This is a genomic window from Alcaligenes aquatilis (assembly GCF_003076515.1).
GTDB classification, from domain to species: domain Bacteria; phylum Pseudomonadota; class Gammaproteobacteria; order Burkholderiales; family Burkholderiaceae_B; genus Alcaligenes; species Alcaligenes aquatilis.
In genome coordinates this window covers 2,500,137-2,525,636 of sequence record NZ_CP022390.1, presented here as the reverse complement: position 1 = coordinate 2,525,636, position 25,500 = coordinate 2,500,137, and the positions used below count along the sequence as shown (strand labels likewise).

The following is a 25,500-nucleotide window of genomic DNA, read 5'->3' as shown; positions in this document are numbered from 1 at the left end:
GGCATCCGCTCCTGGCATGCTTGCAAAGCGCCATCCAGTGCGTGCTAGATAAGCTAATCCTCTGCAAATTGCTTGTCCATTCACTATTCGCGCACTATTATTGATCGCGATGTTATCAATCTAAAAAATGAGCGAAACCATGATTCCCGCACGCCTAGATTTGCATCACCTGCGCGCCTTTAAAACGGTGGCCGAACAGTTGCATTTCAAGAAGGCGGCGGAGCGGTTGCATATTACGCAACCGGGGCTGACGCGCATCATCAAAAAGCTGGAAGAGGACTTGCAGGTAGATCTGTTTGAACGCAGCACTCGCCAAGTCAGGCTGACAGCGGCCGGCTTTTTGCTGCTGCAGGAAATCGAGCAGGTTTTTGTGCATCTGGAGCGCGGTATCGAACTGGCCCAGAAAGCCAAGTTTGGCGATATCGGACACCTGATCATTGCCTATAACGACTACGCGGTGCAGGACGTGTTACCCAGAACGCTGGAGCACTTCAAGCAGCAGTATTCGAACATCACAACCGATTTGTTATATATGCCCACGCAGCAGCAAATTCAGGGCTTGCAGCAGGGCAGCCTGGACCTGGGCTTTGGCTTTGCTTTCTCTGATGACCCCGAAGAGCTGGGCGTGCAGTGGAAGCCGGTCTGTCATGATGACCCTATCGTTCTTTTGCAGAGCGATCACCCTTTGGCAAAGGAAAAATCCATTCCCTTGGTAGAGTTGGCCAATGAGCGTTTTGTAGTGGGCAGCAAGACGCATTGGCAGGTCTGGCGGCGCTATTTTTATTCACTGTGCCGACATGCCGGTTTTCATCCCAATTCCGTGCAGGAAGCCAGCACCATTACCGGCATCATGAGCATGGTGGCGGCCAATATTGGCATTGCTGTCTTGTCGCAGTCCTTGCGCAAGTACGTACACCGTGATTTGGTGGCCATTGATCTGGACTTGTCGGGGCAGCATCCGCAGTCCTTCATCAACATCATGTGGCAGGAAAGCAATGCCAATCCCTGTGTGCCTTTATTCATCCAGACCATCTCGTCGGAGCTGATGGCGGCCAGTGCGTAAGGCTTGAGTATTTCTCATGGATCCTTGATGAGCGGTCATGATGCAAGGGGGACGGTTTTGCTACATTGCAATTTTCCACCCTCTGCCCCTCGCTATGAGCACTTCCGAAATACAGTTTGGCCTTGATCATGTCATGTTGCGCGTCCTGGATCTGGAACAATCCCTGGCGTTCTACCGCGATATTCTGGGCATGCATGTTGTGCGCCATACGGACTATGAGTCCGGCCGCTTTACCAATGTGTTTCTTAGCTTTGACCAGAGTACGCAGTCCAGTCTGGAGCTCACTTGGAATTGGGATCAAAAAGAGCCGTATGAGAAGGGCGGGGCTTTTGGTCATCTGGCCTTGATGGTCCAGGACGTGCATCAGGCCGTGCGTTATCTGGAAGAGCAGGGCGTCAGGGTCAAGACGCCTCCCAAGCAGATGAATCACGGCAAACGCACGATTGCCTTTGTGCTTGACCCGGATGAGTACCTGATTGAGCTGGTGGAGCCACTGGCCTTGCCGACCTAGCGTCGGTTGTGGGCGCCGTGTGGGATGGCTCGCTTTGATGAGCTGAATAAAACAAAGACCATGCACCCTTGCGGTGATGGTCTTTGTTTGTTGTTGAATGCGCCGGATGAAGGTGTGTTCTGGTTTACAGCCCCAGCGATCCCCACATATCGTCCACTTTTTTCTTGGTGGCCTCATCCATCTTGATAGGCGTACCCCATTCGCGCTGGGTTTCTCCGGGCCACTTGTTGGTGGCATCCATGCCCATCTTGCCGCCTAGTCCCGAGACCGGCGAGGCAAAGTCCAGATAGTCGATAGGTGTGTTCTCCACCAGCACGGTGTCGCGCACCGGGTCCATACGGGTAGTCATGGCCCAGATCACTTCTTTCCAGTCACGCGTGTTCACATCCTCGTCCACCACGACGATGAACTTGGTGTACATGAACTGGCGCAAGATGCTCCAGACGCCAAACATCACGCGCTTGGCATGGCCTGCGTATTGCTTGCGAATCGACACGACGGCCAGGCGATAGCTGCAGCCTTCGGGTGGCAGGTAGAAATCCACAATTTCAGGCAATTGCTTGCGCAGGAGGGGCACAAAGACTTCGTTCAGTGCCACACCCAGAACGGCAGGTTCATCGGGTGGTTTGCCAGTGTAGGTGCTGTGGTAAATCGGATTACGGCGCATGGTGATGCGCTCAACGGTAAAGACCGGGAACCAGTCCTGCTCGTTGTAGTAGCCGGTGTGGTCGCCGTAAGGGCCTTCCAGTGCCATTTCATAGCTGCTGTCTGCGGGCGGTTTCATGCTTTCGGGCACGTCGGGGGCCAGAGCTTCCGGGTGATCGCTGGGCAGGATATGGCCTTCCAGTACAATCTCGGCCCAGGCGGGCACGGATAGGTCGCTCCCCAAGGCTTTGGCCACTTCGGTGCGCGAGCCGCGTAGCAAACCGGCAAATTGGTATTCGGACAGGCTATCGGGCACGGGGGTGACTGCACCCAGAATAGTTGCAGGGTCAGTGCCCAGAGCCACAGCAATCGGGAAGGGTTTGCCGGGGTTGGTCAGGGCGTGATCGCGGAAATCCAGCGCCCCGCCACGGTGGGACAACCAGCGCATGATCAGCTTGTTGCGGCCAATCAGTTGCTGGCGATAAATGCCCAGGTTCTGGCGTTTGGCATGGGGGCCTTTGGTAATCACCAAGCCCCAGGTCAGCAAGGGGGCCACGTCGCCGGGCCAGCATAGTTGCAAGGGGATCTGGTTCAGGTCCACATCCTTGCCTTCCAGCACCACTTCCTGACAAGCGGGAGAGCGAACGTTCTTGGGGCTCATATCCCACAGGGCGGACTTGAGCATGGACACTTTGGACAGCGCATCGCGCATTCCGGTGGGCGCTTGCGGCTCTTTCAGATTGGCCAGCAGTTCGCCAGTGTCGCGTAATGCCGACACATCCTGCGCGCCCATACCCCAGGCGACGCGTTGCGGTGTACCGAACAAATTGGCCAAGACCGGCATGGCAGCTTTAGCGCCTTGATGCTGGGCGTTCTCAAACAAAAGCGCCGGACCACCGGCACGTAGTACCCGGTCACTGATTTCAGTCATTTCCAGCGAGGTGGAAACTGGCTGCGTAATCCGCTTCAGATCGCCCTTGGCTTCCAACTGGGCAATAAAGTCTCTCAAGTCACGGTATTTCACAGAAGAACGGGGCTCCGCTTGCAGATATTTTTGGTTAAGACCTTGAACAGGTTCTAAGGTTAACATCGGGCAGTTAGCAATACTAAGGATGATCCCATGGGCTTCCAAGATATGGACTATGTACTTAGTCGCTCGGCCCGCACCCTGACGTATCGCATCGGCGAGTTTGTGCACGTATGTGCCATGTACCTGGGCATTGCCGTACTGGTCACGATCGCAGCTTGTGTGGTTGTGCCATCGATGCGCGCTCAGTTTAACCAGCTTTACACCGGTCTCGTGCAAACCCTGCGCCCCGAGGCGCTGAAATACGATGCGTACAGCCAGGCAGTCTGGCCTGCGGATAAAACTCAGCCCAACCTGTCGGAAGGAGGCGAAGACTTGAGTCAGGCGGAGCAGCAGCAAGCGGTCTCTACCTATCAGGGCTTCATGAAGAATCTGCGTGCGTCGGTCACCGGGCAGCCCATTGCCGGCGTCACGGCGGCTCAGCAGCAGGCTTTGCGCAGTTACCTGGCGCGCAAGTACAAGATTGCCTATTCGGTGGCGGGTGCTTTGATTCACACCGCTTTTATTGTGGGCAAGGAAAAGAACCTGGACCCGCAACTGATTCTGGCGGTGATTGCCATTGAGTCGCGCTACAACCCCTATGCAGAAAGCCATGTGGGTGCGCAGGGCCTGATGCAGGTGATGACCAAAGTCCATAAAGAGAAGTTCGATATCTATATGGAAGGCACGCTGGCTGTGCTTAGCCCGGAAGCGAATATTCGGGTGGGCGGGCAGATTCTGTCGGACTGCATCCGTCGCCGTGGGTCTTTGGAGGGGGGGTTGGCCTGTTATGTGGGAGCCACCGGTCCTAGCGATGGTGGTTATGGCGCGAAGGTACTGGCTGAACGCCGTCGTATTGCCTTGGCCTCGGGTATTCCGATTCGGGCACGCTAAGCAGTCTGGATAGAAAAAGAAATCGGGCCTTGCGGCCCGAAATACTTTTATGGAATCGGGCTTGATCGCCCGACAGACGGAAAAGAGGCTGGGCTTAGCGGCCCAGAAACTGCCCCAGACGGCTGATCGCTTCTTGCAGGCGATCCATGCCGGTTGCGTAGGACAGACGCAAGGTATAAGGCGCATGAGCCGTACCAAAGTCCCGGCCCGGCACCGCCGCCACACCCGCCTCGTGCAGCAGTTGCTGCGAGAAGGCATCGCTGTCCTGGCTGTATTCGCGAATATCCGTATAAATATAGAAAGCGCCATCCGGGCGTACGGGCACGCGCAGACCCAGACGCTCCAGCTCGGGCAGCAGGTAATCACGGCGCTGTTTAAAGGCCAGACGACGCTCTTCATAAATGGCCATGGTTTCCGGCTCGAAGCAGGCCAGGGCGGCATGTTGGGCCAGGGAGGGGGCGCAGATTGCCAGACTGGCGGCCATGCGCTCGCAGGCTTCGGTCATCCAGGTGGGCAGAATCAACCAGCCCAGACGCCAGCCCGTCATGTGGAAGTACTTGGAAAAGCTATTGATCACAATAATGTCCTGATCCAAGGTCAGGGCGCTCAGGGGGGCTTCTTCATAAAACAGACCCAGATAAATCTCGTCCATGATGATGAAGCCGTCACGGGCGCGCACTTCCTTGATCAGTTCTTGCAGGGCAGGGCGGGAAATCGTCGCGCCAGTGGGATTGTTGGGCGAAGCAATCAGAACGCCACGGGTCTTGGGACCCCAGTGTTCACGAATATGCTGGGCGCTTAGCTGAAAGCGTTCGTCTGCCGATGCGGGAATCAGGCGGGCTGTGCCGCCAGCGGCCATGATGAAGTTCTGGTTGGCTGGGTAGGACGGATCGGGCATCAGTACTTCGTCACCGGGATTGATCAGGGCCAGCGTAGCCAGAGACAGGGCACCCGATGCGCCCGCCGTGACCACAATACGCGAGGGGTCGACACGGGCCTGGAACTGCTGCTCGTAATACAGGGCGATGCGTTCACGTAGAGCGGTCAGACCGGCAGGGGCGGTGTATTGGCCTAAACCTTGATTGCTGGCCTGATGCAGTGCATCGACCACGGCTTGCGGGGCGGTAAAGTCCGGCTCGCCTATGCCCAGGCTGATGATGTCGCGGCCAGTGGCCTTTAAGGCATTGGCCTGTTTGAAGAGTTCAACAGCGTGAAAGGGAAGAACGTGCTCGGTACGACGGGCGAGGCGGGACATGCGGCAAATCTCGGGTAAAAAGTGTATTGTAGGACCTTGCTCAAAAGGGCGTCAGGTGGCTGTGGCGTGTGCGTGTGCCCAGTAGGGGTGCAAACCGGCGGGCCAGTGAGACTCAAGTTTAGGTTTGTTGCAGGAAAAGTCTATGGTTTCTTCGTCGCGGCGTGCATTTTTGATGGGGCGTCGTCCTCCCCAGACGGCTTGGCAGACATTTTGTTCGCGCCTGAAAGCCCGAGTGCAGGGCCAGTGGTCCGAACTTGGCACTGAAGCGCATCACGAGCAGGCTCGTCTGGAGCCCGCTTCCAGTGCGGACGTGCATATGGTGTTGACGCTGGCGGCCGAGTACGGCGTGACGGTGTGTCTGGAAGGCGTGCCGCAGGCCAGTGAAACCGATGACCCCATGATAGTCCTGGCCCCAGGCCGACAGATGGCCCGCTGTGACCGTCTGGAACCGAACTCCAATCGCTGGTTTGTTCAGCCCGGCTGTCTGCTGGGCGAGATGGAAGCCAAAGGTTTTCAAGGTCTGGCCAATGCCCCGGCAGGCATGACCGTCGCTGCCTGGTTGGCCGACCGGCGTCAGCATGATTGGCCCAGTGGTCGCACGGCCTTGTCAGGTGTGTTGCATTGTTCAGTCATTCTGGCGGACAACACGCAAGCGGCCCTGGGCCCTTTTGGACAGGACAATCGCAATCCCCTTGATAGCCTGCGCATGCAGCAATTGATTCCTGCCTTGTTCCAGTTGATGGGCGAGTCGGACACCCAGGCCCTGCGACAAGAGCAATGGCCTTGCCGCTATAGGCTGGACGCGCTGGAACCGGTTGAAGGCGAGGGCATCAATCTGGCTCATTTAATGCTAGGCCACGGCGGTGATTTGGCCTGGGTGGAATGGCTGGTGCTGGATGAGGCTGTGTTAAGCGGCTCGGACCCGCAAAACTGGTCCTGGCCGAATCAGGAGCAATCCTGGCAGGCTCAGGATGTGGATAGCCGTATCAAGGCGTTGTTTGATCCTACTGACCGGTTTTCTTACCCAGGCCAGACGCTGTAAGTTTGTCCTGGCCTGCGCTTGACCCAGCTTGTAACTCAAGGGCTAGAATGGTCCTTGCTTTGGCCTTGAGGGCCAGGCAAGGCGATCGGGGTTTCGGAGACAAGAACAGCATTTAGCGTATCAAGCCACGCGCTGGTTTGAATTTACGCTGACAGGCAATGGCCGCTTTCTGGCGATCCCGGTCCGTTTTAAATGGATTTTTTGGTAGGTATACAGCATGGACGCCAATTTTCGGAAAGCAGCTCTGGAATATCATGAGCAGGGCAGGCCCGGAAAGTTATCGGTCACGCCGACCAAGCAACTCTCTAACCAGCGGGATCTGGCGCTGGCGTATTCGCCCGGGGTTGCGGCTGCTTGCGAGGAAATCGTCAACGACCCGCAAAATGCCTTTCGCTATACCGGTCGGGGTAATCTGGTTGGAGTGATTTCCAATGGCACTGCGGTGCTGGGCCTGGGCAATATTGGCCCTCTGGCTGCAAAACCGGTTATGGAAGGCAAGGCCGTGCTGTTCAAGAGCTTTGCCGGTCTGGATGTGTTTGATATCGAGATCAATGAAACCGACCCCGACAAGCTGGTCGATATTATTGCAGGCCTGGAGCCGACCTTTGGCGGCATCAATCTGGAAGACATCAAAGCGCCCGAGTGTTTCGAGGTAGAGCGCAAGCTGCGCCAGCGCATGAGCATTCCTGTTTTTCACGACGACCAGCATGGCACCGCGATTTGCGTGACAGCCGCCTTTCTGAATGGCCTGAGCGTGGTGGAAAAAGACCTTAAGCAGGTCAAAGTAGTGACCTCGGGTGCAGGTGCTGCCGCGCTGGCTTGTTTGGACCTGATGATTGATATGGGGGTGCCGCTGGAAAATATCTGGGTGACGGATATTGATGGCGTGTTGTACGAAGGCCGTCCCGGTAATCCGGTGCCCGAGCTGGCCCGCTTTGCCAAACAGACCGACGCCCGTACTTTGAGTGACGTGATTGATGGGGTCGATGTGTTTCTGGGCTTGTCCGCCGGTGGCGTGCTCAAGCCCGAGATGCTGAAGAAAATGGCTCCCCGGCCCTTGATCCTGGCCTTGGCCAATCCGAACCCCGAGATCTTGCCTGAAGATGCTCACGCCGTGCGTGATGATGTGGTTATGGCAACTGGCCGTTCGGATTATCCGAACCAGGTCAATAATGTGCTGTGCTTCCCTTATATCTTCCGTGGCGCACTGGACGTGGGCGCCACCACGATTACGCGCGGCATGGAAAAAGCCGCTGTGCTGGCCATTTGTCAGTTGGCACGTGAAGAGCAGGATGAAGGCGTTGCTGCCGCTTATGGCCTGGAAGAAGTGTCTTTCGGTCCGTCCTTCTTTATTCCCCGCCCTTTTGATTCGCGCCTGATTGTGCGTATCGCTCCTGCGGTTGCCAAAGCGGCCATGGAAGAGGGCGTGGCGACCCGTCCGATTGCGGATCTGAACAGCTACATCTATCAGTTGCGTCAGTTCGTCTACAAGTCCGGCTCGTTCATGAAGCCGATTTACTCGCTGGCCCGTGGCCTGGTGCAAGACGGCGCCAAGTCGCGTGTGGTGTTCAGCGAAGGCGAGGACGAGCGCGTGTTGCGTGCCGTACAGATTATTGTGGACGAAGGGCTGGCTAGCCCCATTCTGGTGGGCCGTCCCGCTGTCCTGCAGCAACGTATTGAGCGCTACGGCCTGCGCCTGCGTCTAGGCATTGATGTGGAAGTGACCAACCCCGAGCAGGATGATCGTTTTCACCGTTACTGGACCAGCTATTGGGAAATCATGTCGCGTCGTGGCATCAGCAAAGAGATGGCACGTGTTGAAATGCGTCGTCGTCCGACTTTGATCGGCGCCATGATGCTGCACCTGGGCGATGCCGATGGCATGATTTGCGGCACGGTGGGGCGTTACGAAAACCATTTGGAGTTGGTGGATCAGGTAATTGGCAAAGCCCCCGGCGTCAAAACCTATGCCGCCATGAATATTCTGCTGCTCAGTGAGCGCAGCGTGGCCCTGACCGATACGCATATCAACCACGATCCCGATTCGGATCAGGTGGCCGAGATCACCTTGGCGGCGGCTCGCAAGATGCGCCAGTTCAATATCGAACCCAAGGTGGCGTTGCTGTCCAGCTCGAACTTCGGGACCAATGATTCGCCTGCGGCGGTCACCATGCGTGGTGCGCTGGAGCGCGTGCGCAAGCTCGATCCCAGTTTGGAGGTGGACGGGGAAATGCACGGCGATTGCGCGCTGGATGAAAAGGCCCGCCATCAAATCCTGCCCACCTCGGCCCTGACTGGCGAGGCGAACTTGCTGGTCTGCCCCAACGTGGAAGCGGGCAATATTGCCTACAACCTGCTCAAGACGGCGGCCGGTGGCAACGTGGCGATCGGTCCCTTCCTGTTGGGGGCACGGGCACCGGTTCACATCATGACGTCCACCTCCTCGGTGCGCCGTATCGTCAATATGACGGCGGTCACGGTGGTCGATGCCAACGTTGCTTCTGAAGGCTGATACCTGTCATGATCCAGCGCTCTCCCGCTTCCGTGGCATTGATCTTGAATGGGGGCGGGGCGCGCGGCGCGTATCAGGCCGGGGTGCTGGCTGGTTTGCTGGAGCTTCTGGACCCGGACCGCAACCCTCAGTTTCGTAACCCTTTCGATATTATTTGTGGCTCGTCGGCCGGTTCCATCAATGCTGCCGGATTAGCGTGTCGCGCTGACAAGCCGCACGAGGCTGTCGATCATATACAACAGCTGTGGGGGTCGTTGCACACTAACGATATTTTTCATGCCGACCCGTTGCAGTTGCTGGCCACCAGTGCGCACTGGGTGGCCACGCTGGCTTTGGGCTGGCTGGCCCCGCGTCTGCGTGACCATGTGCCGCACTCCATGCTGGACAATTCGCCGCTGCGCAACTTGCTGGAAGACAATCTGGACTTTGACCGTTTGCAGCGCAATCTGGCTCAACAGCACCTGGGGGCGTTGGCGATTACGGCGGCTGCCTACACCACGGGTGAGCACCTGACTTTTTATCAATGTGACGAGCGTATTCGCCCTTGGACGCGTAATCTGCGCCGAGCCATCCCAGGTGTGATCGGGGTGGATCACCTGATGGCTTCCAGTGCGATTCCCTTCATGTTTCCGGCCCAGTCCTTGCGGGTAGGCAAGCAAACCCAGTGGTGTGGGGACGGGACGATGCGTCAGTTGGCCCCTATCAGCCCGGCGATTCATCTGGGGGCGCGTAAGGTCCTGATTGTAGGGACGGGATACGCGGACAACACCTACCATGAGCAAGAGTGCAAGGATCCGCCCTATCCCTCTTTGGCGCAGATCAGTGGCTATGCCTTATCCAACATATTCCTCGATAGTGTGTCAACGGATATTGAGCGTATGGAACGCATCAATACATTGCTTGCCTATATGCCTGCAAATGTATTACAAAGCCAATCGCTGCGTCCTGTCAGCACGTTTGCCATCACTCCCAGCCGCTCGCTGGATGAAATTGCCACTCGGCATATTCATCAGATGCCAACTGCTGCACGTACCCTATTTCGAGTACTTGGTGTATCTTCAAAGTCCGGTCCGACCACAGGCGGTGCATTAATCTCATATTTGTTATTCGAGTCCGGCTATACCCAAGAGCTGATCGAATTAGGAAAGACCGATACCATGAGTCGTCGTGAAGAAGTATTAGCGTTTTTTAAGGAAGCGTCCTGATGAGCCAATCCCTGACTTTGCAAGAGGCTTTGCAACAAGGCGGCGTGCTCGACGCAACGGGCCTGACGGCTGCTGATTTTCTGGAGCAGGCACAGGACCAGGGGCTTACCGCCCTGGAAGTAAGTTGCGATCGTGCGCGCAATCGTTCCGCTGTGCTGCGAGCAGTCGCCAAGGCTGTCGATTACCCTGAGTTTTTTGGTGGCAATCTGGATGCGCTCTACGATTGCCTGTGTGACACCGTGCTGGACCAGAAAGCAGGCCTGGCCCTGTGGCTGGACAATCTGCACAGTGGTGATCCCGCATTGGAAAAAGACGCTCAGGCTATTTTGGGCGTGTGTGAAGATGTACATGCCTGGGCCTCGAACAACGAGCGCCGTTTTGTTTGTGTCGTTCTACACGCTGGCAAGCACCCTGACCCCGAACCGGGCGAGACGCCTGCTTCCTACTCCAGCCAGGACGAGGAATAAGTTATCGGTTTTATTCCCAGCCTTGCAAGGCGCTGATCGCTGCTGTCAGCGCCAAGGCGGCAGTTTCGGTTCGCAGCACGCGATGCCCGAAACGAATCGCCCGAGCCTGGGCACCCAGTGCCACCTTTTGCTCTTCGGGCGACCAACCGCCTTCGGGGCCAATCAATATCGTCATGGCCTGATCTTGCGGTCCAATGGCCTGCGCCAGTTGCAGGGGCGCATCGGGATCACAAAACAGATGCAGGCCAGTTTCAGCCTCGCGAAAGTACTCGGCCAATGTCAGCGGCGCAGACAGTTCCATCAAGCGGTTGCGACCACATTGCTCGCTGGCCGACTCGATCACTCTTTGCCAATGGCCCATGCGTTTGGCCTGCCGCTCCGCATTCAGTTGCAGTACGCTGCGTTGCGCGCGAATCGGCACAAGGCGGCTGACGCCCATTTCCACGGCTTTTTCGATAATCCAGTCCATCTTATCGCTGGAGGCAATGCCTTGCAGGACGGTAATGCGACCGGCCAGCTCGCGGACCGGTGTTTGGGCAGCGCCCAGGGCGGCGAAACCTTTTTTGCCATCAATGCGCAAGGTGGCGGGGTATTGAGTCCCGAGTCCGTCAAACAGGACGATGTCCTGGCCGTCCTTTAAACGCAGCACCCGGATGGCATGATGCGCCAGTGCCTCGGGCAGGGCGATCTCGGTCTGGGCCGTCAGGCCCAAGGGGTGGTAGAAGCGGGGAGCTGCCATATCAAGACACCATCAAGCATAAAAAACCGCACAAGCATACCGTACCCGGGCTTGGGGGAGAAAGCACAAGGCCCCAGCTCTAGTGGGGGCGATTTAGCGCCAGCAATGCTAAAATAGCGCGTTTTATAAACTAATCAGGGTCGTGAGCCGTCCGCTTGCCGGAATTGTCGCGCCGCCGCCCCAATGAGCTTCTAATGGATATTGCGTCAGCCTCTGATAAAACCCTAGCCAATGCCGTCCGTGCCTTGTCTATGGATGCCGTGCAACAAGCTAATTCGGGCCACCCCGGTGCGCCCATGGGCATGGCCGATATCGCCCAGGTTCTCTGGTCCCGGCACCTGAAACACAACCCTGCCGACCCTGCCTGGTTTGATCGTGACCGTTTTGTGTTGTCAAACGGCCACGGTTCCATGCTGATCTACGCTTTGTTGCACCTTAGCGGCTACGACCTGCCCATGGACGAGCTGCGCAACTTCCGTCAGATGCATTCGCGCACTCCGGGCCACCCTGAAGTGGGTATTACCGCTGGCGTGGAAACCACCACGGGTCCTTTGGGCCAGGGTTTGGGTAACGCGGTCGGTTTTGCACTGGCTGAAGCCTTGCTGGCGCGCGAGTTCAACCGCGAAGGCCACGATGTGGTCGACCACCTGACCTGGGTTTTCGCTGGCGACGGCTGTTTGATGGAAGGTATCTCGCACGAGGCTTGCTCCTTGGCCGGTACCTGGAAGCTCTCCAAGCTGGTCGTGATGTACGACGACAACGGCATCTCCATCGACGGTAAGGTCGAGAACTGGTTTGGTGATGACACTCCCGCCCGCTTTGAAAGCTACGGCTGGAACGTGATTCGCGCGGTTGATGGCCACGATGCCACTTCGATCAATAGCGCGATTGAACAGGCTCGCCGCAACGCGAAAGAGGGCACGGGTCCTACCCTGATTTGCTGCCGTACCGTGATCGGCAAGGGCGCTCCTAATGCCGCCGGTTCCGAGAAAGTCCACGGTGCTCCACTGGGCGCTGATGAAATCGCTGCCACCCGTGCTGCACTGGACTGGAACCACGGTCCGTTTGAAATTCCTCAGGAAGTCTACCAAGGCTGGGATTGCCGCGAAAAGGGTGGTGCTCAGCAAGCCGAATGGCAAAAGCGTTTTGACGCCTACAGCCAGGCTTATCCTGAACTGGCCGCCGAACTGGCCCGTCGTTTGAAAGGCGAACTGCCTGCTGACTACAGCGCCAAAGTCCAGGCCTTTATTGAAGAAACCGCTCAGAAGGCCGAAACCATTGCATCGCGTAAAGCCTCGCAATTGGCCATCAGCGCCTTGGTCAATGTGCTGCCAGAAATGCTGGGCGGCTCGGCTGACCTGACCGGCTCGAACTTCACCGACTGGAAAGGGGCCGAAGCGGTTCGCGCTCACGCTGATGGTCTGCATTTTGGTCGCCACATCAACTACGGTGTGCGTGAATTCGGCATGGCCGCCATCATGAATGGTCTCGCCCTGCATGGTGGCTACCTGCCTTTTGGCGGCACCTTCCTGACTTTCTCCGATTACTCGCGTAACGCCATTCGTATGGCTGCCTTGATGAAGCAGCGTGTTGTGCACGTCTTTACCCACGACTCCATCGGTCTGGGCGAAGACGGTCCTACACACCAGTCCATTGAACACGCCAACAGCCTGCGCCTGATCCCCAACCTGCACGTCTGGCGTCCTTGTGATACCACGGAAACTGCCGTGGCCTGGGCATGTTCGGTCGAGCGTCCTACCAGCATCGGCATGGACGTACAGAGCGGCGGTCCTAGCGCCTTGCTCTTGTCGCGCCAGAATCTGCCCTTCGTCGAACGCGATGCGCAAACCATCCAGAACATCCGTCGTGGTGGCTACGTGCTGCGTGACGCGCAAGATGCGCGCGCCATTATCATGGCAACCGGCTCGGAAGTCGGTTTGGCGCTGCAAGCCCAGGAACAGTTGGCTCAGCAAGGGATTGCGACCCGCGTGGTGTCCATGCCTTGTACCAACCTGTTCGATGCTCAAGACAAGCAGTGGCGCGATCAGGTCCTGACCCCCGGTATCCCGCGCGTTGCAGTTGAAGCCGGGACCACCGGTCTGTGGTTCAAGTACGTGGGTCTGGAAGGCGCCGTAGTGGGTATTGATACCTACGGTGAATCCGCCCCGGCTGGCGTCCTGTTCAAGCATTTTGGTCTGACAGCAGAGAAGGTCGCTGCGGCCGTTCAAGAAATTTTGTAATTGGAGTCTGACATGACGATTCGCGTCGCAATCAATGGTTATGGTCGTATCGGCCGCATGATCTTGCGTGCCCACTACGAGTACGGCAAAAAACACGATATCGAGATCGTGGCCATCAACGCCTCGGGCGGTGCCGAGATCAATGAACACCTGACTCGCTATGACTCCGTGCATGGCCGTTTCAACGCCGATGTGTCGCTGGATGGCGACTACCTGGTGGTCAACGGTGACCGTATCCGCCTGCTGAGCCAGCGCGATGCGCTGACCCTGCCTTGGGCTGAACTGGGTGTGGACGTGGTGCTGGAATGTACCGGTGCGTTCACCACCAAGGAAAAAGCCAGTGAGCACATTCAAGCCGGTGCCAAGAAAGTCATCATCTCGGCCCCCGGTGGCAAGGATGTGGATGGCACCATCGTGTACGGCGTGAACCACGACATTCTGAAAAGCACCGACACCGTTATCTCCAACGCATCGTGCACCACCAACTGCCTGGCTCCCCTGGTTGCTCCTTTGCATAAGGAACTGGGCGTGGTCAGCGGTCTGATGACCACCATCCACGCGTACACCAATGACCAGGTCCTGACCGACGTGCGTCACAAGGACATGCGCCGTGCCCGTTCGGCCACCAGCAGCATGATTCCTACCAAGACCGGCGCGGCTGCGGCTGTGGGTCTGGTGTTGCCAGAACTCAATGGCAAGCTGGACGGTTACGCTGTGCGCGTTCCTACCATCAACGTGTCCATGGTTGACCTGACTTTCGTGGCCAGCCGCAACACCAGCGTTGAAGAAGTGAACGGCATTCTGAAGGCAGCTTCGGAAGGCGCCATGAAGGGCATTCTGGACTACTGCACCGAACCTCTGGTGTCCATCGACTTTAACCACACCACCGCTTCTAGCACGGTTGATTCCCTGCTGACCAAAGTTACCGGCGGCAATATGGTCAAAGTGGCGGCCTGGTACGACAATGAATGGGCTTTCTCCATTCGTATGCTCGACAGCACCATCGCACTGATGTCGGCCAAGTAAGATCTGAATAGCAGGGGCGGGATTTCCCGCCCCTGTCACGTTAATTCCCAGAACAAAAAACCATGTCTACAAGCATCAAGACCTTGTCTGCGCTGGCCGAAACGGACGCGCTGCGAGGCAAGCGGGTATTTATCCGCTCTGATCTGAATGTCCCTCTGCAAGACGGACGTATTACCGAAGACACGCGCGTGCGTGCCTCGGTACCTGCCATTCGCATGGCGCTGGATGCCGGCGCTGCGGTGATGGTCACGTCTCACCTGGGTCGCCCTAAAGAAGGCGAGTGCCAGCCTGTGGATTCGCTGGAACCCGTGGTGCAACGTTTATCCGAGTTGTTGGGCATGCCCGTTGAGCTGCGTCGCAATTGGCTCGATGGCGTCCAAGTGTCGCCCGGTCAGGTGGTCTTGCTGGAGAACTGCCGCTGCAACGTGGGGGAAAAGAAGAACGATCCCGAGTTGGCTCGCAAAATGGCAGCCTTGTGTGACGTTTACGTAAACGACGCCTTTGGTACGGCTCACCGTGCTGAAGCGACTACCGAAGGGATCGCCCGCTTTGCTCCTGTAGCTTGTGCCGGTCCCTTGCTGGAAGCCGAGTTGAAAGCCTTGGGCCGTGCCCTGAATCAGCCTGCACGTCCTCTGGTCGCGATTGTGGGTGGTGCCAAGGTATCCACCAAACTGTCCATCCTGCGCGCTTTGGCCGAAAAGGTTGACCAACTGGTGGTCGGTGGCGGCATTGCCAATACCTTCATGATGGCCAGCGGCCTGTCCGTGGGCAAATCCCTGGTGGAAGACAGCCAGTTGGAAGAAGCCCGCGAAGTGATCCGCATCATGAAAGAGCGTGGTGCGGAAGTGCCTATCCCTGTGGATGTGGTGTGCGCCAAGTCCTTTGCTGCTGATGCAGCGGCTGAAATCAAGGCTGCTGATCAAGTCCAGGACGATGACATGATTCTGGACGTGGGCCCACAAACGGCTCAGCAGATCGCTGACATCATTGCCAAGGCTGGCACCGTGGTCTGGAATGGCCCTCTGGGCGTGTTCGAGTTCCCGGCCTTCGCACAAGGCACCGAAACCCTGTCACGCGCGATTGCAGACTCCAAGGCCTTCTCGATTGCTGGCGGTGGTGACACCCTGGCCGCGATTGCCCAGTTCAATATTGGTGAGGATGTGGACTACATCTCCACCGGCGGCGGTGCATTCCTGGAATTCCTGGAAGGCAAGCGTTTGCCTGCTGTGGCTGCGTTGGAAGACAAGGCTTAAGTCAGTTTTGGCTGCATAAGAAAAAGCCAGTCAACGCAAGTTGACTGGCTTTTTTGTGTGCATAGCTTTTATGGTTCAGGCATTGGCCATTTCGCGTTCAGCAGTCTTTGCCAGGAATGCAGAGCGGGATAGATGCTGGGCTTTTGCGACAGCATCAATGCGGTGGACTAAGGACTCCGGCAGACTGATATGCAAGCGAATGGCTTTGTTGTTGACTTTGGATAGGTCAATATCAATCATCATCCAAAATCCGTCTTTATAGTCATCGTGCCAAGACCAGCTTTCAGGTGTGGTCGGAGCAGGAATGGATGAGCTGTCGCCGAAGAAATGGGCCTCAACGGCTTCTTGAGCCGCCTTAGGTAGATCCTGTAATTCGTCAGCCGCTGCAAAACAACCTGGAAAGTCCGGAAAGGATGCGCCATAGGCGCTATGTTCTTCTTTGTGTACGTGGATGGGATAGAGCATGAGTTGCGCTTACGCCGCCCCATCTTTAATCAACTGCGCATACCCTTGCATGGCATCGGGCCAGTCCAACTGAAAGCCGCTGTCCAGCAGTCGCTGGTTGCTCAGGCGTTTGCCACCTTCATTGGACTGACGCCGTTCGGGATGCGGTACTTTCAGCAAATCAGCCAGTCCGTCATACAGTTCCGTAATCCGGTAAGGACGGCTATCAGTGCCTATATAGCAAGGGAAGGGCGCAGGAGCACGTAGCAGGTGCCAGCAGGCGCGCGCAGCATCTTCAATATGCAGGCGGTTGGCCCAATGTTCAGGGTCGTCTGGCACGGTGGCGCGGCCTTCACGCAGACGATCCAGTAATTGGGTGCGTCCTGGCCCGTACAGGCCGCTGGGTCGGATGACGACAGCCTGGGCTGGAATCCGGTGGTGCAGCAACTGCTCGGCCTGCAGCAGCACTTGCCCGTTAAATTGTGCCGGTTCGGTGGGCGAGTTCTCGTCCACCCATTCATTGCTTGGCCCGTAGACGGCGGTGGATGAAACAAAGACGAAGCGTTTCAGGGCTTTCAGGTCCAGTTCGTTGAGCAGGTTTTCCAGACCGTGCAGAAATACCTGTTCATAAGCAGCCTGACTACGCTGGCCGGGGGAGACAGCGTAAAGCACGTGGCTGATTTTGCGGTGTTTCAGGCGCAGGGAGGAGGGCTCACTTAAATCAGCCTGCACCCATTCAATCCCGCTGTCATCGTCCAAAGGGGGATGACGGCGCAGACCGATCACCGGCCAGTCGTGATGGCGGGCCAGCATACCGGTGCGGGTGCCCAGATCGCCAGCGCCCGCTAAGAGCAAAGTACGTTGTCGAGAGTCCAAAGCGGCAAGTCCTTGAGTAGAATGATCTCGAGCAAAGCTCGATTGGCTGGGATAACAATAGCATTGGAGGCGGTCATGGAGTGTCGCAATTGGATTGACGGACAGCAGCTTGGCGCGGAGGGCGGTGGTTTGCTACCGGTTATCGACCCCTCCACGGGCGAAATCTTTGCCCGGCTAGCACAATCGTCCGAGGTGGATATTGATTGGGCTGTACAGGCCGCCCGACGTGCCAGTCAGGGGCCCTGGAGCCATCTTACTGCCGCCCAGCGCAGCCAATTGCTGCTGCGCTGCGCCCGAACCCTGTCTGATGCCCGCGAGGAATTGGCGCGGCTGGAGTCCCGCGATACCGGCAAGCCTTTACGCCAGGCCCAGTCCGATGCTGCTGCCATTGTCCGCTATTTTGAGTTCTATGCGGGCGCGGTGGACAAGCTGCACGGTCAAACCATCCCATTGGGCTGGGAAATGACGGCCTTTACCTTGCGTGAACCCTTGGGGGTTACCGCGCATATCATTCCCTGGAATTACCCCTTGCAAATTTTTGGGCGCAGCGTGGCCGCGTCCCTGGCGGCAGGCAACACCTGCGTGGTGAAACCGGCGGAAGATGCCAGCCTGTCCTTGCTGCGGGTGGCCGAGTTGTTGCACGAAGCGGGCTTGCCGGCGGGTGTGCTCAATATCTGCACGGGGCTGGGGAGCGAGGCGGGGCAGGCCCTGTCCGCACATCCCGACATCAATCATATTTCTTTCACTGGTTCTCCCGGCACGGGCCGTCAAGTAGCCGTGCAAGCGGCGCGTAACTTTGTGCCAGTCACCTTGGAGCTGGGCGGCAAGTCTCCGCAAATCGTGTTCTCGGATGCGGATCTGGATGCGGCCTTGCCGGTCGTGGTCAACGCGATTGTGCAGAACGCAGGGCAAACGTGCTCGGCAGGCAGCCGGGTGCTGATTCAGCGCGCTATTTATGGTGATTTTACCGAGCGTTTGATCGAGGCCTTTAAAGCCTTGCTGACCGGGGCGGCAAGCGACAATCTGGATTGCGGTCCGCTGATCAGCGCCCAGCAGCAAGCGCGAGTGCGCTCCTATCTGGAAAATCTGGACCAGGACGGCATTGTGGTGCTTGCCAAAGGCAAGCTGGACTCCAAGGCCCCGGCTGGTGGTTTTTATCAAGTGCCTGTTTTATTGGGGCATGTGCCAGTTGATCATCGCCTGGCGCAGGAGGAAATATTTGGTCCGGTTCTGGTCGCTCAGCCTTTCGGCACCGAGGAGGACGCGATCGCCATGGCCAATGGTACGCCTTACAGTCTGGTGGCCGGGGTCTGGACCCGCGACGGAGCCCGTCAGGTACGCATGGCCAGACAACTTCGGGCCGGGCAGGTCTTTGTGAATAATTACGGCGCGGCAGGTGGGGTAGAGCTGCCTTTTGGTGGAACCGGCCAGTCTGGCATAGGACGCGAAAAAGGGTTTGAGGCTCTGTATGCGCTGACGTCCTTGAAAACAGTTGCGCTGCGTCATGCTGCGAACTGATCTTGAGGGAATCTAGGGTAAGCGTGGCTGTGGTGGGCCGGGTTTTCTGGCAGCATGGCAGCTGAACGCTAAACAGGTTTCATTAATGGCGGCGCAAAGCCGCCATTTTTTATATAGAAAGCAGAAGGAGACAAAGATGCGATTGCAAGACAAAGTGGCTATCGTGACGGGCGGTGCATCGGGTTTTGGCCTGGGTATCGCGCAACGTTTTGCACGTGAAGGAGCGCGTGTATTGATTGCCGACCTGAATGAGGAGCAAGGCAAAGCCGCCGCTGCCCAGATTCAGGCTGCGGGTGGTCAGGCCATTTTTGCCGCTTGTGATGTCTCGCAAGGGGACGAAGTGCATGCCCTGTTGGATATTGCTTTGCGTGAGTGCGGTGGGCTGCACATTGTGGTGAACAATGCAGGCACTACACACCGCAACAAGCCTTTGCTGGAGGTCAGCGAAAGCGAGTTCGATCTGGTCTATGCCGTCAATGTGAAAAGCATTTACTGGAGTGCCAAACACTTTGTGCCGTACTTGCGGGCTCAAGGTTCGGGGTCGTTCATCAATATTGCCTCCACCGCCGCTTTGCGTCCGCGCCCCGGATTGGTCTGGTACAACGGCACCAAAGGTGCAGTGGTGACGATCAGCAAGGGGATGGCAGCCGAATTGGGCCCGGATAATATTCGGGTCAACTGCATTAATCCGGTGATTGGTGACACGGCATTGCTGGAACAATTCATGGGTATGCCCGATACGCCGGAAAATCGCAGCCGCTTTTTGGCGGGAATTCCGCTGGGCCGTTTTTGCACACCCAAGGACGTGGCGGCGGCAGCGCTGTATCTGGCCTCGGACGAGGCCGAGTTTGTGACCGGCACCTGCATCGAGGTCGATGGCGGCCGTTGTATTTAAGCCCCACTGCGATTCGTTACAATCCTGCGGTTGGCAGGCCCGTTCAGGGCCTGTAATTTATTTCGCTTCCAAGGAAAAGCATGACATTCAATCGACAGTCTCCCCGCGAGCATCCGGATCAATTGCGTATCGGCTTGGTGTCGGTTTCGGATCGCGCCTCCAGCGGACAGTACCAGGATCAAGGTATACCGGCGCTGCGCCGCTGGCTGGATTCCGCCTTGACGGTCGCACCTGCCTATCTGGAGCGCTTGATTCCTGATGAGCGAGCCCAGATTACCGGCACTTTGGTCGAGCTGGTGGACGCCGGTTGCGATCTGATTTTGACCACCGGTGGCACTGGCCCGGCCCGTCGTGACGTGACCCCGGAGGCCACGGTGGACGCGGGAACGCGCGAAATGCCCGGATTCGGTGAACAGATGCGTCAAATCAGTTTAAAATTCGTACCAACAGCGATTTTGTCGCGGCAAGTTGCGGTCATCCGAGAAATTCAGGACCACGCTGCTCTGATTATCAATCTGCCTGGGCAGCCCAAAGCCATTCAGGAAACTCTGGAAGGATTACGGGATACAGAAACCGGACAAGTATTGGTGCCGGGTATTTTTGCAGCTGTCCCGTATTGCATCGATCTGATCGGCGGACCTTACGCACAAACTCACGAGCATGTGGTGCAAGCGTTCCGCCCCAAGTCGGCGCGTCGGACCGCCAGTTAATACGCTTACAAACAATCGGCTGGACACGAACCGTGCCCAGCCAAGTTTTTCAATTATTTTCGTCTTCAGGAGGTCTTCTCATGGCCCTAGTTTCCATGCGCCAGCTGCTCGATCATGCGGCCGAGCACGGTTATGGTATTCCAGCGTTCAACGTCAATAACCTGGAGCAGGTCCAGGCCATTATGGAAGCCGCCTCGGAGACGGACAGCCCCGTCATCATGCAGGCGTCGGCTGGTGCTCGTAAATATGCAGGCGAAGCGTTCCTGCGTCACCTGATCGAAGCGGCTGTCGAGTCTTACCCCAACATCCCTGTGGTGATGCACCAGGATCACGGCCAGTCCCCCGAGATTTGCAAAGGCGCCATTGAACTGGGTTTTTCCAGCGTGATGATGGACGGCTCCTTGCTGCCCGACGGCAAAACCATTGCCGACTTTGAATACAACGTGGAAGTGACCCGCAAAGTGGTCGATATGGCTCACAAGCTGGGCGTGACCGTTGAAGGTGAACTGGGTTGCCTGGGTTCTCTGGAAACCATGCAGGGCGACAAGGAAGACGGCCACGGTGCCGACGGCGTTCTGACCCTGGACCAACTGCTGACCGACCCCGAGCAAGCGGCTGAATTCGTGACCCGCACCCAACTGGACGCACTGGCTATTGCCATCGGTACCAGCCACGGCGCTTACAAGTTCACCCGCAAGCCTACTGGCGACATTCTGTCCATCGAGCGTGTGAAAGAAATTCACCGTCGCTTACCTAACACCCACCTGGTGATGCATGGCAGCTCCAGCGTGCCTCAGGAATTGCTGGCGGAAATCCGTCAGTTCGGTGGTGACATGAAAGAAACCTACGGCGTGCCTGTGGAAGAAATTCAGGAAGCCATCAAGTACGGCGTGCGCAAGGTCAATATCGACACCGATATCCGTTTGGCCATGACTGCCGCCATCCGTCGTTTCCTGTTTGAAAACCCAGAGAAGTTCGACCCGCGCGAATACCTGAAACCTGCTCGCGAAGCCGCCAAGAAAGTGTGTGTGGCCCGTTACCAGCAGTTCGGCGCCGCCGGTCAGGCTTCCAAGATCAAGGCTATTCCTTTGCAGGAAATTGCCCGCCAGTACAGCACCGGCGAGCTGTCCCAGATCGTTCAGTAATTTTGTCAGGCGGCGGCAGGAGTGGGCAGCACGACTGCCCGCCTCGGTCTCCGCGTCTTTGCCCGGTGCCGCAGGCGCCGGGATTGTCGTCCCGCCTGCATCCATAGTCAGCGGGATGTTTTCGTTTTAAGGATGAAATCGTGCAAGAGCCCTTACATCAATCCAGCCTGAGCTCCTTGCCGCTACTCGCGCGCGGCAAAGTTCGGGACATGTATGCGGTGGGTGAGGATAAGTTGTTGATTGTGGCCAGTGATCGCATTTCGGCATTCGACGTGATTCTGGACGACCCCATTCCCGGCAAGGGCGCTGTCTTGACGCAGATGACCGAATTCTGGCTGAACAAGCTGGCACACATCATCCCTAATCACACGACGGGCGTGAACCCGGTTGATGTGGTGGCGCCTGAGGAGCGTGCTCAAGTCGAAGGCCGCTCCATGGTGGTCAAGCGCTTGAAGCCCATCATGGTGGAAGCGGTGGCTCGTGGTTACCTGATTGGTTCGGGTTGGAAAGACTACCAGGCGACTGGTGCGGTTTGCGGCATCACCTTGCCTGCAGGTTTGAAGCAGGCTGCCAAGCTGCCCCACGTGTTGTTTACACCAGCGGCCAAGGCTGAAATGGGCTCGCACGACGAGAATGTGGATTTTGCTCACGTGGTCAAGGAAGTCGGTCAGGAACTGGCCGAGCAAATCCGTGACGTGACCCTGCGTTTGTATACCGAAGCTGCCGACTATGCAGCCAGCCGTGGCATTCTTATCGCCGATACCAAATTTGAATTTGGCCTGGATGATCAAGGCCAACTACATTTGATGGACGAAGTGTTGACTCCGGATTCCTCGCGTTTCTGGCCAGCCGACAGCTATGCCGAAGGTATCAGCCCACCGTCCTACGACAAGCAATTTGTGCGCGATTGGCTGGAAACCCAGGTCTGGGACAAGACGCCGCCCGCACCGCGCTTGCCTGTTGAAGTGGCCCAGCGTACGGCTGACAAATACCGTGAAGCCCTGGAACGCCTGACGGCGTGAACGGTTTGCAGCCCGGACAGGCACTCATCGTAAACGAGTTGCCTGCTCGTCCTCAGCAGGGTGCCAAGCGGCCATGTCCGTGGACGACTTGCTACAGCGAGCCGGGCTTTGGGGGAGGGCGATGGGCAGAGCAAAGTCTGCCTCGCCGGAAAACCCATCCTTGGATGGACCCTGCTGTTTTTCTATTGACCAAGGCGCCTGGTAGCATGGCGCCTTCTTCCTTTTAGGGCGTATCTCTAATGAGCGTACAAACTCCTGCGACCCCCACCGTGGGTATTGTGATGGGTTCTTCCAGCGACTGGGATGTCATGAGCCAGGCCGTGGCCATTCTGGATGAATTTGGCGTGTCCTATGAGTGCCGCGTGGTCTCTGCCCACCGCATGCCGATTGATATGGTGGATTACGGCGCCCAGGCCCCAGCCCGTGGCCTGAAAGCCATTATTGCCGGTGCAGGCGGTGCGGCTCACTTGCCCGGTATGCTGGCGGCCCTGACGCACTTGCCCGTGTTCGGCGTACCCGTGCCTTCGCGCTATCTGCGCGGTGAAGATTCTCTGTTGTCGATTGTGCAAATGCCCAAGGGCGTGCCGGTTGCCACCTTCGCCATCGGTGAGGCGGGTGCCGCCAATGCCGCGCTGCACGTGATTGCCAATCTGGCCGTCAACGATACGATCCTGACTGAAAAACTGATTGCATACCGTGCCCGCCAGACCGAGGCCGCCCGCGCGATGCGTGTTCCGCCTGCCACTGCCTGATTTTATTTTGTGATGATGACCCCCATGACTGATGCTGTCCTACTAGTCCCTGGCTCCTGGCTGGGCATGATTGGAGGCGGCCAACTGGGCCGCATGTTCTGCCATAGCGCTCAAAGCCTGGGCTATAAAGTGGCGGTGCTGGACCCCGACACCCATAGCCCGGCCGGTGCCGTGGCGGATCTGCATATCTGTGCGGCCTACGATGATGCACAAGCATTGGTTCAACTGGGGGAACTGTGCCAAGCCGTCAGTACCGAGTTCGAGAACGTCCCGGCGCAGTCCTTGCTGACTCTGGCTCAGCACACCCGAGTCACGCCGTCCGGCGATGCCGTAGGCATTGTGCAGGATCGCATTCGTGAGAAAGCCTTTATTTCGCAGGCCGGTGTGCCGGTGGCTCCCTATGCCGCCATCGAAAGCCTGGACGATTTGCAGGCCGCTGACAGCGCCTTGTTCCCTGGCATTCTGAAGACAGCGCGCTTTGGTTATGACGGCAAGGGGCAGGCGCGTGTGGCAGACCGGGAGCAGGCGCTGGCTGCCTTCAAGGAGTTCGGTTCCCAAGCCTGTGTGCTGGAAGCCTTGCAACCTTTGAAATCCGAAATTTCGGTGGTCCTGGCCCGTGGCCTGGACGATCAGGTCAAAACCTTCCCATGTGCCCGTAACGAGCACCGCGACGGCATTTTGGCCGTGTCCACGATCAGTGCCCAGTTCCAGGACGATGCATTGTCCGAACAGGCTCGTCAGGCAGCGGCTGCTATTGCCCGTACGCTGGATTATGTGGGTGTGTTGTGTGTGGAGTTCTTCATTCTGGAAGACGGCCGTTTGCTGGCCAACGAAGTGGCTCCTCGTCCGCACAATAGCGGTCACTACACCATGAATGCTTGCGTCACCAGTCAGTTTGAACAACAGGCCCGCGTGATGGCCGCTTTGCCTTTGGGCGATACCCGCGCTTTGTGTCCTTCCATGATGCTCAATATCCTGGGCGATATCTGGTTTGACGAACAAGGCCAGATGCGTGAGCCGGATTGGGCTGCCTTGCTGGCTGTGCCTGGTGTGTCCTTGCACTTGTATGGCAAGGCCGAGGCCCGTGTTGGCCGCAAGATGGGCCACGTGAATATTGTGGGCGAGTCGGATCAGCAAGTGCGCGAACGCACTGCTCGAGCTGCCGCCGCTTTGCACATTGCTTTTGATTATGACTGACACCCCCTCCAGCCCTTCCGAGCAGCAGATAGAGCAAGCCGCCCGTGTGCTGGCACAAGGGGGGCTGGTGGCCTTTCCGACTGAGACAGTCTACGGTCTGGGCGCGGATGCAGAAAACCCGGCTGCAGTGCAACTGATTTACAAGGCCAAGGGCCGCCCTGCGAATCATCCCTTGATTGTGCATGTGGCCCCTGGTGCCGATTTGCGCTATTGGGTGACGGATATTCCGCCCGTGGCGCAGCAATTGATGGATGCCTTCTGGCCCGGCCCGTTGACGCTGATCTTGCCGCGCAATCCGGCTATTCCGGATACGGTCAGTGGCGGACAAAGCAGCATTGGTATTCGTTGTCCTTCCCATCCGGTGGCTCAAGCCTTGCTCAAGCGCATGGCGGAACTCAAGCCCAGCGGTCAGGCCGGTGTGGCGGCGCCTTCGGCCAACAAGTTTGGTCAGGTATCGCCTACGGCCGCCAAGCATGTGCGCGATGAATTTGCGGACATGAGCGCAGAGGAACTGCTGATCGTGGAAGCGGGCCCGTCGGAAGTGGGTATCGAGTCCACCATTGTGGACGTCTCGCGTACCCATCAAGGCGTGGGTGCGGTGCTGTTGCGGCCCGGCCATATCACGGCAGCCATGATTGCCGAGGTCATCGGCTACGAACCCGCCAGTCCGGATCAACAAGCCCCACAAGTGTCGGGCAGCTTGAAAGCGCATTATGCGCCGCGTACCCCTTTGTCTTTATTTGATGAAGGCAGTGCGCCAACGGTGCAGGCTGCTTTGGCCGAAGGGGGCAAGCAGGCCATTGTTGCCTTTGCCTCTTTGCCGCCCTTTTCGGCGGATGTACACGACTGGTATGTGTGCAGCCCGGATGCGCAGCTTTATGCCCAGGATTTGTACGCCATGTTGCGTCGTCTGGACCAAGGCCAGTATCAGCATATTTGGGTGCAGCGTTGCCCGGATACGCCAGACTGGCAGGCGGTCAATGACCGCCTGGGCCGAGCAGCCGCCGCTTTTGAGTAAGCCTG

Annotated in this window: 23 protein-coding genes; 18 read left to right on the top strand and 5 right to left on the bottom strand. The window is 57.7% G+C overall.

Going from position 1 to position 25,500, the window contains the following annotated elements:
- Positions 1–139: 139 nt before the first annotated feature.
- Together CA948_RS11520 and gloA are read left to right on the top strand one after the other, a co-directional pair.
- Positions 140–1,063, top strand: coding sequence for a LysR family transcriptional regulator (locus tag CA948_RS11520; protein WP_238988587.1), 924 nt, complete (start codon positions 140–142; stop codon positions 1,061–1,063).
- A gap of 94 nt (positions 1,064–1,157) precedes the next feature.
- Positions 1,158–1,574 (top strand): lactoylglutathione lyase, encoded by a 417-nt coding sequence (gene gloA / locus CA948_RS11515; protein WP_108728060.1) that lies wholly within the window; start codon positions 1,158–1,160, stop codon positions 1,572–1,574.
- A 124-nt stretch (positions 1,575–1,698) separates the two neighbouring features.
- On the opposite strand, the gene CA948_RS11510 is transcribed toward gloA, so the two are convergent.
- Complete coding sequence (locus CA948_RS11510) at positions 1,699–3,243, bottom strand: UbiD family decarboxylase (protein ID WP_108728756.1); 1,545 nt, start codon at positions 3,241–3,243, stop codon at positions 1,699–1,701.
- Positions 3,244–3,339: 96 nt separating this feature from the next.
- Here CA948_RS11510 and CA948_RS11505 point away from each other — a divergent pair, with 96 nt between their 5' ends.
- The gene (locus CA948_RS11505) at positions 3,340–4,179 is read left to right on the top strand and encodes a lytic transglycosylase domain-containing protein (protein WP_094195701.1); all 840 of its coding nucleotides are present in this window, start codon (positions 3,340–3,342) and stop codon (positions 4,177–4,179) included.
- A gap of 94 nt (positions 4,180–4,273) precedes the next feature.
- On the opposite strand, the gene CA948_RS11500 is transcribed toward CA948_RS11505, so the two are convergent.
- Positions 4,274–5,434 (bottom strand): pyridoxal phosphate-dependent aminotransferase, encoded by a 1,161-nt coding sequence (locus tag CA948_RS11500; RefSeq protein ID WP_094195702.1) that lies wholly within the window; start codon positions 5,432–5,434, stop codon positions 4,274–4,276.
- A 142-nt stretch (positions 5,435–5,576) separates the two neighbouring features.
- Here CA948_RS11500 and CA948_RS11495 point away from each other — a divergent pair, with 142 nt between their 5' ends.
- From CA948_RS11495 to CA948_RS11480, 4 genes are all read left to right on the top strand, one after another.
- Complete coding sequence (locus CA948_RS11495; RefSeq protein WP_108728059.1) at positions 5,577–6,476, top strand: hypothetical protein; 900 nt, start codon at positions 5,577–5,579, stop codon at positions 6,474–6,476.
- A 217-nt stretch (positions 6,477–6,693) separates the two neighbouring features.
- On the top strand, positions 6,694–8,988 hold the full coding sequence (locus tag CA948_RS11490; protein WP_108728058.1) for an NADP-dependent malic enzyme: 2,295 nt from the start codon (positions 6,694–6,696) through the stop codon (positions 8,986–8,988).
- 8 nt (positions 8,989–8,996) lie between these two features.
- Complete coding sequence (locus CA948_RS11485; RefSeq protein WP_108728057.1) at positions 8,997–10,193, top strand: patatin-like phospholipase family protein; 1,197 nt, start codon at positions 8,997–8,999, stop codon at positions 10,191–10,193.
- On the top strand, positions 10,193–10,660 hold the full coding sequence (locus CA948_RS11480) for a barstar family protein (protein ID WP_009455142.1): 468 nt from the start codon (positions 10,193–10,195) through the stop codon (positions 10,658–10,660). The genes CA948_RS11485 and CA948_RS11480 overlap by 1 nt, the downstream gene beginning before the upstream one ends.
- Positions 10,661–10,670: 10 nt before the next feature.
- Here the strand turns inward: CA948_RS11480 and CA948_RS11475 are convergent, their stop codons facing one another.
- Positions 10,671–11,399 carry a 16S rRNA (uracil(1498)-N(3))-methyltransferase gene (locus CA948_RS11475; protein WP_108728056.1) on the bottom strand — a complete coding sequence of 243 codons (729 nt, stop codon included), beginning with the start codon at positions 11,397–11,399 and terminating at the stop codon, positions 10,671–10,673.
- Positions 11,400–11,593: 194 nt separating this feature from the next.
- Between CA948_RS11475 and tkt the strand changes: the two genes are divergently transcribed.
- From tkt to CA948_RS11460, 3 genes are all read left to right on the top strand, one after another.
- A complete protein-coding gene (gene tkt / locus CA948_RS11470; protein WP_108728055.1) occupies positions 11,594–13,639 on the top strand; it encodes a transketolase in 2,046 nt (681 codons plus the stop codon).
- Positions 13,640–13,651: 12 nt separating this feature from the next.
- Positions 13,652–14,665 (top strand): type I glyceraldehyde-3-phosphate dehydrogenase, encoded by a 1,014-nt coding sequence (gene gap / locus CA948_RS11465; protein ID WP_108728054.1) that lies wholly within the window; start codon positions 13,652–13,654, stop codon positions 14,663–14,665.
- Positions 14,666–14,727: 62 nt separating this feature from the next.
- Positions 14,728–15,918 carry a phosphoglycerate kinase gene (locus CA948_RS11460; protein ID WP_275263375.1) on the top strand — a complete coding sequence of 397 codons (1,191 nt, stop codon included), beginning with the start codon at positions 14,728–14,730 and terminating at the stop codon, positions 15,916–15,918.
- A gap of 75 nt (positions 15,919–15,993) precedes the next feature.
- On the opposite strand, the gene CA948_RS11455 is transcribed toward CA948_RS11460, so the two are convergent.
- Together CA948_RS11455 and CA948_RS11450 are read right to left on the bottom strand one after the other, a co-directional pair.
- Positions 15,994–16,383, bottom strand: a complete 390-nt coding sequence (locus CA948_RS11455) for a type II toxin-antitoxin system HicB family antitoxin (RefSeq protein ID WP_108728053.1) — start codon at positions 16,381–16,383, stop codon at positions 15,994–15,996.
- A 9-nt stretch (positions 16,384–16,392) separates the two neighbouring features.
- A complete protein-coding gene (locus tag CA948_RS11450) occupies positions 16,393–17,238 on the bottom strand; it encodes an NAD-dependent epimerase/dehydratase family protein (RefSeq protein ID WP_238988586.1) in 846 nt (281 codons plus the stop codon).
- Between the two features lie 75 nt (positions 17,239–17,313).
- Between CA948_RS11450 and CA948_RS11445 the strand changes: the two genes are divergently transcribed.
- From CA948_RS11445 to CA948_RS11410, 8 genes are all read left to right on the top strand, one after another.
- Positions 17,314–18,756, top strand: a complete 1,443-nt coding sequence (locus tag CA948_RS11445; RefSeq protein ID WP_108728052.1) for an aldehyde dehydrogenase family protein — start codon at positions 17,314–17,316, stop codon at positions 18,754–18,756.
- Positions 18,757–18,892: 136 nt separating this feature from the next.
- Entirely contained in the window at positions 18,893–19,651 is a 759-nt protein-coding gene (locus CA948_RS11440) for an SDR family oxidoreductase (protein WP_094195712.1), read from the top strand.
- A gap of 80 nt (positions 19,652–19,731) precedes the next feature.
- Positions 19,732–20,361: a molybdopterin adenylyltransferase gene (gene mog, locus CA948_RS11435; protein WP_108728051.1), complete on the top strand. Its 630-nt coding sequence runs from the start codon at positions 19,732–19,734 to the stop codon at positions 20,359–20,361.
- Between the two features lie 80 nt (positions 20,362–20,441).
- On the top strand, positions 20,442–21,506 hold the full coding sequence (gene fba / locus CA948_RS11430) for a class II fructose-bisphosphate aldolase (RefSeq protein ID WP_094195714.1): 1,065 nt from the start codon (positions 20,442–20,444) through the stop codon (positions 21,504–21,506).
- A gap of 209 nt (positions 21,507–21,715) precedes the next feature.
- Positions 21,716–22,528, top strand: coding sequence for a phosphoribosylaminoimidazolesuccinocarboxamide synthase (locus CA948_RS11425; RefSeq protein ID WP_420866727.1), 813 nt, complete (start codon positions 21,716–21,718; stop codon positions 22,526–22,528).
- A 239-nt stretch (positions 22,529–22,767) separates the two neighbouring features.
- Positions 22,768–23,280, top strand: coding sequence for a 5-(carboxyamino)imidazole ribonucleotide mutase (purE, locus tag CA948_RS11420; protein WP_162496909.1), 513 nt, complete (start codon positions 22,768–22,770; stop codon positions 23,278–23,280).
- A 15-nt stretch (positions 23,281–23,295) separates the two neighbouring features.
- Complete coding sequence (locus CA948_RS11415) at positions 23,296–24,477, top strand: 5-(carboxyamino)imidazole ribonucleotide synthase (RefSeq protein ID WP_162496944.1); 1,182 nt, start codon at positions 23,296–23,298, stop codon at positions 24,475–24,477.
- Positions 24,470–25,495, top strand: a complete 1,026-nt coding sequence (locus CA948_RS11410) for an L-threonylcarbamoyladenylate synthase (protein WP_094195715.1) — start codon at positions 24,470–24,472, stop codon at positions 25,493–25,495. The genes CA948_RS11415 and CA948_RS11410 overlap by 8 nt, the downstream gene beginning before the upstream one ends.
- Positions 25,496–25,500 lie beyond the last annotated feature (5 nt).